Raw genomic sequence first — 14930 nt, forward strand, 5'->3', positions numbered from 1 at the left:
TTACGCCTGCACCCCCAGGTTATCATCCGCCTCGTTGCGGGCATCGCTGCCGGCATTGACGAGTCGTGCATGGTGCTCTTTCTCGATCAGTTCGACTTCCGCCGCCGGGACGTAGTAGTCAATGTCGTCGTTGAAGACCCGCATCATGAAGGCGATGAACATGCCGGCGGCACCCACGCCGACAAGCCACCATATATGCCAGACCAGCGCGAAGCCGAAGGCGATACTGAACGCGCCGATGATCGGGCCCGCCGCCGTATTTCTGGGCATGTGGATATCTTCATAGGGCGGCGCTGACAGCTCGAACTTGCCGTGCTTCTTCAGCTCCCAGAAGGTATCGCGAGATTCGACATGCGGCAGATGCGCGAAGTTATAGTGCGGTGCCGGTGACGATGTCGCCCACTCGAGTGTCCGGGCATCCCACGGGTCGCCAGTGATATCCACATTCTTCTTGCGATCGCGAATACTCACGACGATCTGGATGGCGGTGCAGGCAATGCCCAGCAGGATCAGTATCGCACCCACCCAGGCCACGATGAAGTACGGCTGCCAGTCGGGATCAGCGTAAGACTGCATGCGACGCATGGCACCGAAGAAGCTCAGCACGTAAAGCGGCATGAAGGCCACATAGAAACCGATGATCCAGAACCAGAAGGAACGCTTGCCCCACTTCTCATTGAGCGTGAATCCGAAAGCCTTCGGGAACCAGTAAGTCATCCCCGCCATCATGCCGAACACCACGCCACCGATGATGACGTTATGGAAGTGGGCGATGACGAACAGGCTGTTGTGCAGCACATAGTTGGCCGCAGGAATCGACAGCATCACACCGGTCATGCCACCGATGGTGAAGGTAATGATGAAGCCGATCGTCCACAGCACCGGCGACGTGAACGACAGACGGCCACGGTACATGGTGAACAGCCAGTTGAAGATCTTCACCCCGGTCGGAATGGCGATGATCATCGTCGCGATCCCGAAGAAGGAGTTGACATCGGCGCCCGCGCCCATGGTGAAGAAGTGGTGCAACCAGACAGTGAACGACAGAAAGGCGATGACCATCGTGGCCCAGACCATGGTGGTGTAGCCGAACAGGCGCTTCTTGGTAAACGTCGCGATGACCTCGGAGAATACCCCGAACGCCGGCAGAATCAGGATGTACACCTCAGGATGGCCCCAGGCCCAGATGAGGTTGACATACATCATTATATTGCCGCCCATGTCGTTGGTGAAGAAATTCATCCCCAGGTAACGATCAAGGGTCAGCATCGCGATGGTCGCGGTCAGAATCGGGAAGGACAGAATAATCAGCACGTTGGTGCACAGCGCAGTCCAGGTGAAGATCGGCATGCGGAACATCGTCATGCCTTTGGTGCGCATCTTGAGAATGGTGACGAAGAAATTGATACCGGTCAGCGTCGTGCCGACGCCCGATATCTGCAGCCCCCATATCCAGTAATCGACCCCCACGCCGGGACTGTACTCGATCCCCGACAAGGGTGCGTAGGCCAGCCAGCCAGTCTTGGCGAACTCACCGACGAACAGCGAGATCATGGTCAACGCCACACCGGCGATGAACAGCCAGAAGCTCAGGTTGTTCAAAAACGGGAAGGCAACGTCGCGCGCGCCGATCTGCAACGGCACCACCAGGTTCATCAGGCCGATGACCATGGGCATGGCGACGAAGAAGATCATGATCACGCCGTGGGCGGTGAATATCTGATCATAGTGATCGGGGGGTAGATACCCCTCGGCGCCGCCGGCGGCCATGGCCTGCTGAGTACGCATCATGATGGCGTCGGCAAACCCCCGCAGCAGCATGACCAGGGCCACCAGGAAGTACATGATGCCGAGCTTCTTGTGATCGACGGAGGTCAGCCATTCCGACCACAGCCATTTCCACCGCTTGGTGTATGTCAGCCCGCCAAAGATGGCCAGGCCACCAAGCGCGATGGCGATGGCGGTGGCCACGAGGATTGTCTGTTCATAGGGAATATCGTCAAGACTCAGTTTTCCGAACATAATGTTACTCCGCTGCCTCCGCGCTCATAGGTGCCTCGCTATCACCGCCGTTGTTTCCACCTTCTCCACGTCTGCCGTTATTGAAGCTCTCGATGATATTGCGATAGAGCTCGGGCGATACGTCGGAGAAATAGAGCACCGGAACATCGATTGACGGTTCCGCCAACTTCGGGTAAGTGCCGTTGAATGTAAGCGACTTGGGCGCCTGCTTGACCTTGTCGACCCAGGCCTCGAACTCTCCCTGGGGCATTGCCCGTGCGTCGAAGAGCATCTCCGAGAAGCCGGCACCGCTGTAGTTGGTCGACCTGCCGTCATAGACGCCCACCTCACTGGCGATCAGGTTGACATCGTTGTCCATGCCCGCCATGGCGTAGATCTGGCTACCCAGGGCGGGTATGAAGAACGAATTCATCACCGACGCCGAGGACACATGGAAGTGAACGGGCACGTCGACGGGAATGGCCACCTCGTTGACTGCGGCAATATCCTGCTCGGGGTAGATGAATAGCCACTTCCAATCCAGCGAGACGACCTGGATCTCGAGCGTCTCGGCTTTTGTCCCGAGCGGCTTCTGTGGCGCCAACGAGTGCGAGGTTTTCCAGGTGATGATGGCCAGGAACAGGATGATCACGCAGGGTATGAGCCAGACGACGATCTCTATCTTGTTCGAGTGGGCCCAGTCCGGCGTGTACTTGGCGGCCAGATTGGTGGCGCGGTAACGCCAGCCGAAGACGACGGTCATCACGATGACCGGAATCACCACGATCATCATCAGCAAGAAGGCCGTGATAATCAGCGACTTCTGTGCTTCCCCGACGGGTCCCTGCGGATCCATCAGCGCCGAGCTACAGCCACTCAACAGCAATGGCAGCAGCAATAGCGGCAATATAGTTAAAATGGGGGAGTATTTCTTTTTCCTCATCTCTCGACCTCGTCAGAGCATGGAGACGACCATCGGCAACAGGTGCGCCAGGAACACGACCCTTGAGTGCCGTCGTCACGACGTTGTTGCCAAGGTGCCTGTCCGGTGCGTACGGCAGACCGCCTGGGCACTGCTGGGCAGTGGCTTATTAGAAATGACGTACTGGCTCGAGAATCCGGCGTGGACTGGATTCGGCAAGCATGGGCGACATGCTAGACCACACACCGCGAAACGCGGGCATTGTGCTCGAATCGAGCGCCTATGAGAAGGGACGATTTGCCGCAGGGTTGCGCACCTTGACAGCTACGCAATCCTTTGGCCTGCATTACAAGCTACTCCAGGCTACCGACACCACCATCAGGATCGGCGTCGCGGGCCCGGCGGATTGCCGCATCCTCCGGTTGCAGGGTGGTGTGGGAAATACCGAAGCGCTCTTGAAGGATCAGTCGCATTTGCGGCAATACACTCTCCCAGTGAGCCATGGCTTCCAGCTCGACATGCGCGGCCAGCGCATGGTTGCTTGAGGACAAGCTCCAGATATGCATCTCATTAACTGCGCGTACGCCTTCGATTTCGGTCAGTGCCTGGCCCACTTCATGGGCATCGACACCATGCGGCACCCCTTCCATCAAGACCCGGACCACCTCGCGCAGCAGCCGCACGGCGGATACCAGGATCAGCAAGCTGACGAACAACGACAATATCGGGTCAACGATGTACGGACCGCCCAGGTAGATGGTCGCCCCCGCGGCGAGCGCGGCGATCGACCCCAGCAGATCGCCCATCACATGCAGCAGTGCACCGCGCACATTCATGGTCCGTTCGCCGCGCATCAATACCCAGGCGACAATGATATTCACCAGCAGGCCGACCCCACCGATAACCAGAACCACGCCACCGCTGACCTCCGGGGTATCAGCCAGGCGGCGAATCGCCTCGTAGGCGATGTAGGCGATAATCGCGAACATGAACAGGACGTTAAACAGCGCGCCAAGCACTTCCGCGCGCTGGAGGCCGAAGGAATGTTTGCGTGATGCGGGCTTGCTCGCCAGCCATGCGGCAAAGGCACCGACCCCAAGCGACAGTGAATCCGTCATCATGTGACCGGCGTCCGACAGCAGTGCCAACGAGTCGGCCATCAGGCCGCCTATGACTTCGACGATGGCGTAGCCGGTCGTGAATACCAATGCGAACAGCAACGTTTTACCGCTACCGTGGCCGTGGCTGTGGCCGCTGCCGTGATTATGAGTGTGACCAGACATGCTTGGGCTCCTTGTGCTTCCCCGAGAAGATACTGCTTTACGCAAGGGCCTATTGACGTTGCGCCGCGGTCGCGCGCAAACCCCAACAGCCCCTAGAAGTCACGGCTGATGGTCAACAGAGTCAGCGACAACGCTTGTCTGGCTGATGCCGTACTTCCGTCCAGATAAACAGCACGGCACCCACAACAATCCACACGTCCGCCAGATTGAACGACGGCCAGTGCCAGTGAGCGTAGTGAAAGTCGAGAAAGTCCTCCACGTAGCCTAGCCGCAAGCGATCCATGACATTGCCCAGCGCCCCGCCGAGGATGGCGCTGAGTGCGAGCCGATAACTCAGTATGCGCGGTGAGCGCCAAAGCCAGTACACCAGCAACACCGAGATGACGAGCGCCAGCCCGATGAAAAACGGCTGTTGCCAACCACCGGCATTCGCGAGAAAGCTGAACGCCGCGCCCGGATTATGACGATGAGTCCAGTTGAAGAAGGAGGTGACGGAGACATTTTCTCCATACGCGAGCGTGACACGGGCAATGTACTTGCTTACCTGGTCCACCCCCAGCAGCAGCAACGAGAGCCACAGCCAGTGCATGGCCCTTCCCGGCTCGCGGCCTTGCTCCGCAACCTGCTGGCTATAAGTGGGCATATCCCCTTTTCCTCCGGATTCAGATCTAGAATCTGCTCGCCGTGGAGCGGCAAGCGTCATGTACCCGCCCGCTGATGCCGGCGGATTCGGCTGACCAGGAGCAAGCCTAGTCCGAGTGCGATCAGGCCGAGCACTGGCCAGTCACGCCAGCGCACGTAAGGAGTCGCGCCAGTGCGCGGCGTGACCTCGACGTTGAGGGTGGCCACTTCGAACTGCGGAGCGCGCTTGATCACCTTGCCTTCATGACCGATGGCTGCAGTGACCCCCGTATTGGTAGCCCTGAGCAGATCGCGCCCGGTTTCAATGGCCCGCATGCGTACCATCTGGAAGTGCTGGAGGGGGCCGAGCGAGCGGCCGAACCAGGCATCGTTGCTGATATTCACCAGCAGCTGCGCTTCGGGCAGCAGCTCGGTGACCTCGGCACCAAAGATTGCCTCGTAACAGATGAAGGCCCCGACGGGCACTCCTGCCGCTTGCAGCACAGGCGCCTCCCGGCCCGGCGTGAAATCGGACATGGGCGCCCCGAGCACGTCGAGGGCCGACCCCAACATATCCCGAAATGGAACATACTCGCCAAAAGGCACCAGATGGCGCTTGTAGTAGAACCCCGACGGATCGGAGAGGCTGACCACCGCGTTGTAGTTGCGGCCATTCGCCTCGCGTACCGGGACACCTACCATCAACGATGTGCCGGCCTGGTCGGCGAGTGTCTCGAGTCCCGCCAGATACTCAGAGGCCTGGTCATACCACATCGGAATCGCCGCTTCCGGCCAGATCACGATATCGGCCCCGAGTTGCTGCTCGGTAAGCGCCTGATAGCGCTCAAGCGTGACATCCCGGTAATCCGGGTCCCATTTCTGGCCTTGCCCAATGTTCCCTTGCAAGAGGGCGGCATCGAGCGGTTCGGCGGCTGGCTGCGTCCACTCACGGTCCAGCAGTTGCAAACCGGCGAGAACGGCGACCAACACGCCACCGGCTGCCGCAACACGGCGCAGGCTGGGGCCCAGCACGACCCAGGCAAGCCCGCCGGCGAGCAATGCCACCAGAAAACTTACCCCAAGTACACCGAACACCGGCGCGACGGTGGCGAGCGTGGTGTCGACCTGACTGTAACCGATAAAGAGCCAGGGAAACCCGGTCAAGAACCAGGTGCGCGCCCATTCACTCAGCACCCAGGCCATCGGCAGCCCCAGCCAGAGCGCCACTCCATCCATTTCAGGACGCAGGCGGCGCACGAGGTACGCAGCGCTCCATGGAAAAAGGGCCAGCAGCGAGACAAAGGCAGCCGTAGCAGGCACGGCCACCAGGGGTCCATTACCGTACTCACTAATGCTGATATAGACCCAGGAGACACCTACACCGAAGTAGCCGAGACCAAATAGGTAGGCCGACCACAACGCCTGACGCTTTGAAGGTTGTGCGACAAGGACAAAAAACGCGGCTAGCGCAATTACCGCCAGCCACGCCCAAGCCACAGGAGCAAAGGCAAACGGCAATGCGCTCCCTGCCAGTAGTGCCGACGCCCCTTTCAGCAGCGGCCTTTCGCAAACGCCAGCGAACAGGCTTGAGCCTAACGTGTCGCTATCGCCCGGCACTCACGCCTCCGCAGACCATACCAGCCCTGTCACTCATGCTTTCTACTCCCTCAGTAAAATCACATCAGTCCATTCGTTCAGCCAGCCACCCCAATCTCAAGCTTCCCTGGCTGTTCTCTGAGCGTCCGATTTAAGCACTCGCTGCCGAGCCGGCAGACACCGAGGCCTTCGGCGAGGCATCGGCCGTTGCGCCGCCACCTCGTGTCGGGCCCTGACGTCTCTCGAAGCGTAATAGACGCAACGCATTCAGCGTCACCAGTACGGTCGCGCCGGTATCGGCCATGATGGCCAGCCACAATCCGGTCAGGCCAAAGATGGTCGTCAACAGGAAGACCGCCTTCAGTCCCAGCGCAATGGCGATGTTCTGGCGAATGTTGTTCATGGAAGCACGAGCCAGACGAATCATGGTCGCTATATCGGTCACGCGGTTGCGCAGCAAGGCGCCGTCGGCCGTTTCCAAGGCAACATCCGTGCCCGACCCCATGGCCACGCCGACGTGTGCGGTGGCCAGTGCAGGTGCATCGTTGATCCCATCGCCCACCATGACCACCCGGTCCTTGGCAACCATTTCCTTGATTGCCGTGACCTTGTCGTCAGGCAACAGCCCAGCTTGAAATTCGATACCCAGGGGGTCAGCAATCGCTTTCGCGGTACGTGGGTTGTCGCCGGTCAGCATCACCGAGCGAATGCCCAGTGACTGGAGATCCTTGATGCCCTCAATGGCGTCCCTGCGCGGCTCGTCACGCATGGCAATCAGCCCGACGATGGTGCCGCCCCGGAACACCACGACGGAGGTCTTGCCCTGTTCCTCTAGCGCTGCGACCCGCGCCTTAATAACCTCTGTCAGCACGCCCTGCTCCTCAGCATAGCGTGGCGAACCAACATAGCTGCGATGGCCGTCAACGCTTGCTTCGACACCATGGCCGGCGATGACGCGCGCGTCCATCCCTTGGGAAAACGTGATATGGCGTGATTCGGCATGGTTCAGCACCGCCTCGGCGAGCGGATGGCTGGAGCCGGCCTCGACACTGGCTGCCAGGGCAAGCACGTCGGCCTCATCGAAGTCATCGGAAGCCGCTTGCACGTCGGTAACGACCGGCTTCCCGGCGGTCAGGGTGCCAGTCTTGTCGAAGGTCACGAGACTGGCCTTGGCGGTTGACTCGATCACCGCGCCACCCTTCATCAACAGCCCACGGCGTGCCCCAGTGGACAACGACGAAGCGATCGATGCCGGCACCGAAATCACCAGCGCGCACGGGCAACCGATCAGCAATAGCGCCAACGCACGATAAACCCATTCACCCCAAACACCACCGAAAAACAGCGGTGGGATAATCGCAACGAGTAGCGCAGTCCCCACCACAACGGGCATATAGACGCGGCTGAAGCGATCAATGAAGCGCTCGGTGGGCGCACGGGCTTCCTGCGCTTCCTCGACCAGGCGGATGATCCGCGCGATGGTATTGTCCTCAGGTGCCTTGGTCACTTGAATCCGCAGGACGGCATCATTATTGATGGACCCGGCAAAGACCAGTTCGTCCGTGGTCTTGCTCTTGGGTACCGATTCTCCAGTCACCGGCGACTCATCAATGGACGACATTCCTTCAATGATCTGTCCGTCGGCAGGAATCCGGTCACCGGGGCGCGCGACGACGATCTGCCCGATCTTCAGATCCGCGGCATTGACCTTGCGGGTGCCCCCCTGCATGTCTTCGACCAGCGCGCTCTTGGGCACTAGATCACCCAGCGCGCGAATGCTCGAGCGGGCACGATCCGCGGCCACCCCTTCAAGCACTTCGCCGACGGCGAACAGGAAGACCACCAACGCCGCCTCCTCGGCGGCACCGATGATCAGCGCGCCACCGGCGGCGATGGTCATCAGCATCTCGATGGTGAAGGGCATCCCCGCGCGCGCGGCGGAAAAGGCACGTTTCGATACGGGGAGCAGCCCGACCAGACACGCCAGAACGAACCCCCAATAAGCCAGCGACTCCGAGACCACCAGGCGCACCGCCACCGCGGCCAGCAGCACGGCTCCCGTCATGACCACCAGCCGGCCCTTGCCATGCATGAACCAGCGCTTGGAGGTCGCCGATGCCGCCTCTGCAGTGCCCTCGTCAGCTGTGGCGCAAGCACCATTCGAGCCATGACCGGTTGAGCCGGTGCGCGGCGTCACACTATACCCGAGCCGCTTGACCGATTTCTCGACGCTATCCGGTGAGGTCAGCTGCTCATCGAGCTTCAGCGTGAGCGTCTCGTTCATCACCGAGACCTTGATGTTGGAGACACCCGGGAGTTTCTCCACACCACCACGAATTTTCGCCGCGCAACTGGCGCAGTCCATACCACCGACCTTCCAACTGAGCGAGCCCTCAGCGTCAGCTGTCGTTACGTCGTCTGCGTTGTCATGACTGTGATCATGGTCGTGGCAATGGGCGTGATCGTGATCATGGTCGTGGCAATGGGCGTGATCATGCGTGTGGCCATGGCCATCGTCATAGCTGTTTTGTGAATGACGCTCGTGCGGACCACTCTCCTGTTCGACGGCAGTAGGCGTGAACTGGACGCCATAGCCAAGCCGCTTGACGGTCTTCTCGACTTGTTCCATCGACGTTCGTTGCGAGTCCAACTCGAGCGTCAGCGTCTCCGTTATCACCGAAACGCGTACGTCGGAAACGCCTTTCAGACGCTCCACCGCACCACGGATCTTACCCGCGCAGCTCGGGCAATCCATGCCATGAACGGTCCACTGGTAGGTATTATCAGATTGTCTGCCCACTTCATCTGTCATGAAAACCACCTCGAAATCATTGATCGACCAAACCTAAACCCTATAGTGGCTATAGAATCAAGGCTTGCTGTCATGACTGGTGAGCCGACATGCGAGGCGGACTGCTATTGATTGCCATCTTCGTCGGTCTGTTCAGCGATGGTCCGCTGATCGTGTGGTGCTCGCCGCAGCGCCGTTTTCTGCGATCTTGGAAGCTTTCTTCTTTACTTCTTTACCAAGAACAAGGCCAAGCAGCGTGATCCGGAGATGAAGCAGACCAATAAGGGCAACCAGGGGTATTTCGGTCTGAAGGCCCATAAAGGGGTTGGCCAAGAACCGGGCGCAACGCTTCATCCTGTTGGGGCTGACCAATCTGGTACTGGCGACATGATGCGAGGGCCAAGTTGATGGGGCCAGTACGCCTTGAATCTGGCCTGGCAGCCGGATAACCCGGCTGTCGGGGAAATAAGCCACCTGTGGAGATCAGTAATTAACCGCTGAGAAGCAGGGGTTGCAGTGCTGAGTGCCAAAGGCGCTCGCGATCGAATTGATCAGCGATTCCTTTAGCCAGAAACTCAGCGCGCACCGAAGGCATCCGACGCTGATTCAGGCGGCTGAGCCCGAGAACTCTTCGTCGATTCGTCCGCCTGAGACCCACGGGGCTCAGGGAGTCCCATTGGTGTTTTTGGAAGCACGGACATGCTCTTCGAGCTCTTCGAATGTCGGGCGTTCTGCGGTAAAGAGCGCCTTGCGGCCGAATTCGACGGCCAGCTGAGGGGCATAACCGTTGAGGCTAGCCATCAATGTGACACGAATGCACTGCAGCATTTTCACAGCCTCGGCCACCTGATGGTGAATACGTGCCGCAACCGGGTTGACGAAGCCATAGGCCAGCAAAATTCCTAGGAAAGTTCCGATAAGCGCGTTGGCAATTAGTATCCCCATCTCATCAGCACCCTGATCTGCCGAACCAAGCGCATGCACCACACCCATAACAGCTGCCACTATGCCAAAAGCAGGCAGGCCATCGCCTACAGCATGCAAGGCATGCGCCGGCACTTCTGCTTCATGCTGGAAAGTCTCGATCTCGTGCTCCATGAGAGCATCGATCTCGAACGGGTCCATGTTCCCGCTGACCATGAGACGCAGGTAATCGGTGAGAAATGCCATGATCATCGGATCGCTGAGCAACCTGGGATACTCCGCAAAGAGCGCACTATTCCCAGGATCATCAATGTCCCGCTCGATAGCCATCATGCCATCGCGTCGCGCCTTAGAAAGCAGCTTGTACTGAAGGGCCATGAGCTCCATGTACATGTTTTTGTTATACTTCTTCGTCTGTTTGAGCTTGGAAAAGGTACGAAAGGTCGCCTTGATCGCCTTACCGTTATTGGCCGCTATGAAGGCACCTATTGCCGCACCGGCAATCATCAGGATCTCAGCAGGCTGATAGAGTGCACCGAGATGCCCCCCGATCATCAGATATCCGCCAAAAACCGATACGGTAACTATGATATAGCCCAGAACAAGTAACATAGTGAAACTGCCTTTCATTTGGTAAGCCAATCACTTAATATCGGCGCCATTCTCCTGAGCTTGAGGGCATGCATCTCCGAGGGGTCGTTTTTCCCGTTAACCCAGCTTATTCATGAAGCAGGGCTGGAAATGAAGATGGCGAGTATTTTCTCTTGTAGAATCAAGATGTTCCTAGCAGAACACGATTCAAGAAGACTACTCACCATGGGTGAAACCCTAACGACCTGGTCGCCCTCGTGCAACGGCTCTGTCCGTGTCGAGCTGAGCGGCCAACGCACCACCAGCGACAGCGGCGCTCTGCTGCTGCGTAAACCCTCGACAACAGCGGCGTGACCGAGGCGCTGGAGGACAATCTGGTCGACCGTCGCGCATAGGCTTGCCCTGTAGGGTAGGCACAGCGTGTTGTTTGGGGTAGCATGCCATCATTTAACTTTATCTGGTCTATCATAAGCTCCCATGTTAAGAATCCGTCGTTCCCTGCCTCGCACCCGTAAGCTACTGATTTTCGTCCTAGCCGCGCTAGTTACATTACTAGGCACGCAAGAAATATACTCTGTACTAAAGGCTTATAATAGAGACGACGCCCTCCCTAACGGGGTTAGTTCGCTAAGCGCTGGGCTAGCTACAGATTTCCAAGCTCAAGCTGACACTACGACAGCTGTTAAAGCCAGAACCAACTATACGGGCCCCGCTCAGGCTTCCACCGGACTCACCAAGACCACGGCAGGCTCACCGCAAACCTCCCTATTGGCAACAGACGAAGTTGAAGATGCTCGCCTTTTTAAAGTAGTTGTCCAAAACAACGTTGTTCGCGCACCTAGAGTGTCAAATTCCAGCGCTCACAAGACTAATCCAAAAACCAATAAAAAAGCTAGAAAACTGGAGAGCCAGTCGCTACATATGGCGATCAGGCTTCCCGGCTCGCCATTTGGACCCAATGGTAGCGAAGCTGGTGGTAGTTCCAGTGATGGCTTATCTGTCGATCTAATACATAACGATGAAAAAGTAGACCTGGAAGAAGAACTGGTAGCCAACGAAAAATACGCTCCATCTTGGGAAACTTATACCATTCAAGCTGGCGACACCTTCGCGGACATGGCCGAACGCACCCTGGGTCTAGGCTATAGTGAAGTTATGCAGCTTCTCAAAAAAATCCCGGACAAAAAGACGTTCACTCGCTGGCGCGTCGGTGATAGCTTTGACTTTAAGATCAACGAATCTGGTAAATTATCAGCACTCCGAATCATGGAGGATGGTCGTTCGGGCCTTCTAATTGAACGCGGTGACGACAGCAAGAGCTTTGAGGTTACTCGTTTTGAAAAAGTGGCTCAGACAACGGAGCGACTATATGCAGGTATTGTCAATGGCAGTTTTGCTCAGTCAGCTAGCGCCACTGGCCTATCTTACTCAGAGGTATTGGAGCTGAGTAACCTACTATCAAAAAAAATAAATTTTCGTCGCGACACCCGTCGTGGAGATCAGTTCCAAGTTTTGGTAGAAGTCGCCATGATCGAGGGTCAGGATACTGATTCGCGAATCCTAGCCGCTCACTACGAAGGCGCCAAAATAGATTTGGCTGTCGTCAGAAACCCTACTGATGACAATTTTTACACCCCTGAAGGCTACAGTCTTTCTCCAGCTTTTAACCGTAAGCCATTTAAAGGCAACTACAGGATAAGCTCGTCATTTAACTTGAGGCGGAAACACCCGATCACCGGCCGTGTTAGCCCGCATCGAGGCACTGACTTTGCGGTAATTACTGGCACGCCAATCCAGTCTCCAGCAAATGGGCGTGTAGTCAAATCGGCCTATCAGGCAAATGGCGCGGGGAACTACGTTGTGATCCGCCATGATAACGGCTACAAGACTCGTTACATGCATCTATCCAAGCGTTTGGTATCTGAGGGTGAGCGCGTCTCCATAGGTCAAAAGATTGCACTATCCGGAAACACTGGCCGTAGCACGGGGCCGCATCTCCATTATGAATTAATGATTAATAACAGCCAAGTCGACGCCATGCGTGTCCAGTTACCGGAAGGCAAGCGTTTATCTGGACAAGCATTAGTAGCCTTTAAAAAGGACGCTAAGCAGTTTTTAGCTCAGCTCGATCACGATACAACTTCATCTATGGTTGCGAGCCGATCGAAACAACCCTAAAAAAAGCTAGCATCCTTCTCTGCCTTCAAGCTTTCGGCTGCGAGGAGTAACAAAGCAGCTGACTCCCTGTACTGGAAGAGGTGAACTAAAAACGCATCAGCCTGGGCAACCAGAAAAACTTTAACAAAATTAACAAATCGCGAGGTGCTTAACCCACGATCAAGAATGGCTATATTTAATATTTTAAAACAACCTTTATTCTATCTTCATGAGACTGCATTGATTGCGCCTCATCCAGCTGTCGGCCGGTCTCGGCGTCGGTGACGATGATATCGAACTGATCGAGGTCGGCGAAGAACGCCGGGCGAATGACCCCCAGCTTGCTGCCATCGGTGACCAGGATGCGCTGACCGGCGCTGGCGATGGCCGCCCGCTTGGGCACCACCTCGTGGAAATGAAAGCAGCTTACGCCTTTCTCGGGGTGGATGCCCGCCGCCGATATGAATGCCTTGTTGATGCCCAGACGGCTGATGGCCGCCGGCATGGCGTCGCTCTCGAACGATGACGACGAGGCATGGAAGAGCCCGCCGAGCAGTACCAGCCGCACATTGGCCAGATGACCGACCGCATTGGCGACATTGAGCGCATAGGTGACGACGGTCAGTTGCTCGAAGTTCCCCAGGGCGCCCACCAGCGGCATCAAGGTGGTACCGCAGTCGATGAACAGCGAATCGCCCTCGTCGATGAAGCTCGCCGCACGCTGACAGAGCCGCTGCTTGGCCAGCGGATGACTGCCCTTCTGCTCGTCGAGGTCGTAGAGCGGCGCGAACTGCGGATCGCCGGCCATCATCAGCCGGCCGCCGAGAAAGGTCATGGTGCCGCCGCTGGCCGCGACATCGCGACGGATGGTCATTTGTGAAACGCCGCACAGCCGCGCGGCATCGGCCAAGCGCAGCGTGCCGCCGCTGGCCAGCGCCTGCTGCAATCGCGCCAGGCGTATCGCGCTTTGCCCCTTCATTGGCTCTCCCCGTTGATGCTCAATGGCCCGATTGTTACCCAGATCGCCGCAAATCCCCAGCTTTGACGTTTGACAGCGCTCCCGGGTTGCGGCTATTCATGTTATTAAAATAACATTTGCGTGTTACCTGAATAACACCCTGAACGCTCACGACGACGGCCGCCGCGCCGCGCAGTGCGGTCGTGATCCTTCATTGCGCGTGACAACTACAACACCCAAGGAAACTGCCCCATGCTGAACGCCTCCCTTCGCCGTCTTGCCCCGGCCTTCTCCGGTGGCGCGCTACTCGCCGTCAACGCCCTGCCCGCCAACGCCGCCGGCCTCGACCCGCTGTGGTCGTTCGCCAACGTCTCGGTCAATTACCTCGACTGGTCGGATGGCACCGAACAGCGTACCGAGACCAATGCCGCCAAGGGCGACTTCTTCTATCTCGAACTGGAAGGCGGGGTCGGCTTCGACTGGGGCGAGTTCTACGGCTTCTACGATTTCGAGAACCCGCACAACGACCAGCTCGAGGAGGACGGTCGCGACAACCGGCGCAGCGCCGCCAAGGTGACCTCGCACATCTATCTCGGCGACACCCCCTTCTCGCTGTATTTCCACGTCTACGACTTCCGCGACTACGGCTACGACAGCGAGGAGCAGGACCGCGTCGTCGGCTTCGGCTATCGCCACACCTTCGACAACGGGCTGTGGTTCAAGCCGTTCGTCGGCAAGGCCTGGGTGGAAAGCCAGTCCAGCGCCTACAGCGGCGAGAACGGCTACATGCTGGGCTGGGTGCTGGGTTACGACTTCCAGGCTCATGGCGAGGATTTCAGCATCACCAACTGGCACGAGCAGACCTTCGACCGCGACGACGCGTATCTCGAGGAGAACTACGTCAACGGTCCGGCCGGCAGCCTGGGTACCAATGGCGCCGTGGCGCTGTGGTGGCACCCGGTCGAGGCCATCACCACCGGGGTCCAGTACCGCTACTCCAACAACAAGCTGGGCACCGCGGATCACTACCAGAACGCGATAATCTACACGCTGAAATACAACTTCCTTTGAGGCTTAATGGGCGGG

General features: G+C 57.9%; 10 protein-coding genes and 2 pseudogenes. 4 read left to right on the forward strand and 8 right to left on the reverse strand.

Annotated elements, in window-relative coordinates:
- The 6 genes from cyoB to HR9077_RS18715 all read right to left on the reverse strand — a co-directional run bounded on the left by cyoB (position 1) and on the right by HR9077_RS18715 (position 9235).
- Complete coding sequence (gene cyoB, locus HR9077_RS18690) at positions 1 to 2022, reverse strand: cytochrome o ubiquinol oxidase subunit I (RefSeq protein ID WP_136068815.1); 2022 nt, start codon at positions 2020 to 2022, stop codon at positions 1 to 3.
- Positions 2023 to 2026: 4 nt separating this feature from the next.
- The gene (gene cyoA, locus HR9077_RS18695; RefSeq protein WP_136068816.1) at positions 2027 to 2944 is read right to left on the reverse strand and encodes a ubiquinol oxidase subunit II; all 918 of its coding nucleotides are present in this window, start codon (positions 2942 to 2944) and stop codon (positions 2027 to 2029) included.
- Between the two features lie 332 nt (positions 2945 to 3276).
- Complete coding sequence (locus HR9077_RS18700; protein ID WP_136068817.1) at positions 3277 to 4206, reverse strand: cation diffusion facilitator family transporter; 930 nt, start codon at positions 4204 to 4206, stop codon at positions 3277 to 3279.
- 121 nt (positions 4207 to 4327) lie between these two features.
- Positions 4328 to 4849 (reverse strand): signal peptidase II, encoded by a 522-nt coding sequence (gene lspA / locus HR9077_RS18705; RefSeq protein ID WP_136068818.1) that lies wholly within the window; start codon positions 4847 to 4849, stop codon positions 4328 to 4330.
- 56 nt (positions 4850 to 4905) lie between these two features.
- A complete protein-coding gene (gene lnt, locus HR9077_RS18710) occupies positions 4906 to 6444 on the reverse strand; it encodes an apolipoprotein N-acyltransferase (RefSeq protein ID WP_244613359.1) in 1539 nt (512 codons plus the stop codon).
- A gap of 130 nt (positions 6445 to 6574) precedes the next feature.
- Positions 6575 to 9235 (reverse strand): heavy metal translocating P-type ATPase, encoded by a 2661-nt coding sequence (locus HR9077_RS18715; RefSeq protein WP_244613361.1) that lies wholly within the window; start codon positions 9233 to 9235, stop codon positions 6575 to 6577.
- 213 nt (positions 9236 to 9448) lie between these two features.
- On the opposite strand from HR9077_RS18715, the pseudogene HR9077_RS22520 reads away from it, so the two are divergent.
- Positions 9449 to 9568, forward strand: a pseudogene (locus HR9077_RS22520) (IS5/IS1182 family transposase); the annotation flags it as partial.
- A 309-nt stretch (positions 9569 to 9877) separates the two neighbouring features.
- On the opposite strand, the gene motA reads toward HR9077_RS22520, so the two are convergent.
- On the reverse strand, positions 9878 to 10750 hold the full coding sequence (gene motA, locus HR9077_RS18725) for a flagellar motor stator protein MotA (RefSeq protein ID WP_136068819.1): 873 nt from the start codon (positions 10748 to 10750) through the stop codon (positions 9878 to 9880).
- A 165-nt stretch (positions 10751 to 10915) separates the two neighbouring features.
- On the opposite strand from motA, the pseudogene HR9077_RS18730 reads away from it, so the two are divergent.
- Both HR9077_RS18730 and HR9077_RS18735 read left to right on the forward strand, forming a co-directional pair.
- Positions 10916 to 11118 (forward strand): annotated as a pseudogene (locus HR9077_RS18730) (hypothetical protein); the annotation flags it as partial.
- 379 nt (positions 11119 to 11497) lie between these two features.
- Entirely contained in the window at positions 11498 to 12907 is a 1410-nt protein-coding gene (locus tag HR9077_RS18735) for a peptidoglycan DD-metalloendopeptidase family protein (protein ID WP_244613362.1), read from the forward strand.
- A 175-nt stretch (positions 12908 to 13082) separates the two neighbouring features.
- On the opposite strand, the gene HR9077_RS18740 is transcribed toward HR9077_RS18735, so the two are convergent.
- Entirely contained in the window at positions 13083 to 13865 is a 783-nt protein-coding gene (locus HR9077_RS18740) for a DeoR/GlpR family DNA-binding transcription regulator (RefSeq protein WP_136068821.1), read from the reverse strand.
- A 231-nt stretch (positions 13866 to 14096) separates the two neighbouring features.
- Between HR9077_RS18740 and HR9077_RS18745 the strand changes: the two genes are divergently transcribed.
- Positions 14097 to 14915, forward strand: coding sequence for an outer membrane protein OmpK (locus tag HR9077_RS18745; protein ID WP_136068822.1), 819 nt, complete (start codon positions 14097 to 14099; stop codon positions 14913 to 14915).
- Positions 14916 to 14930: the final 15 nt, after the last annotated feature.

Source organism: Modicisalibacter radicis (assembly GCF_900961225.1).
Lineage (GTDB): Bacteria > Pseudomonadota > Gammaproteobacteria > Pseudomonadales > Halomonadaceae > Modicisalibacter.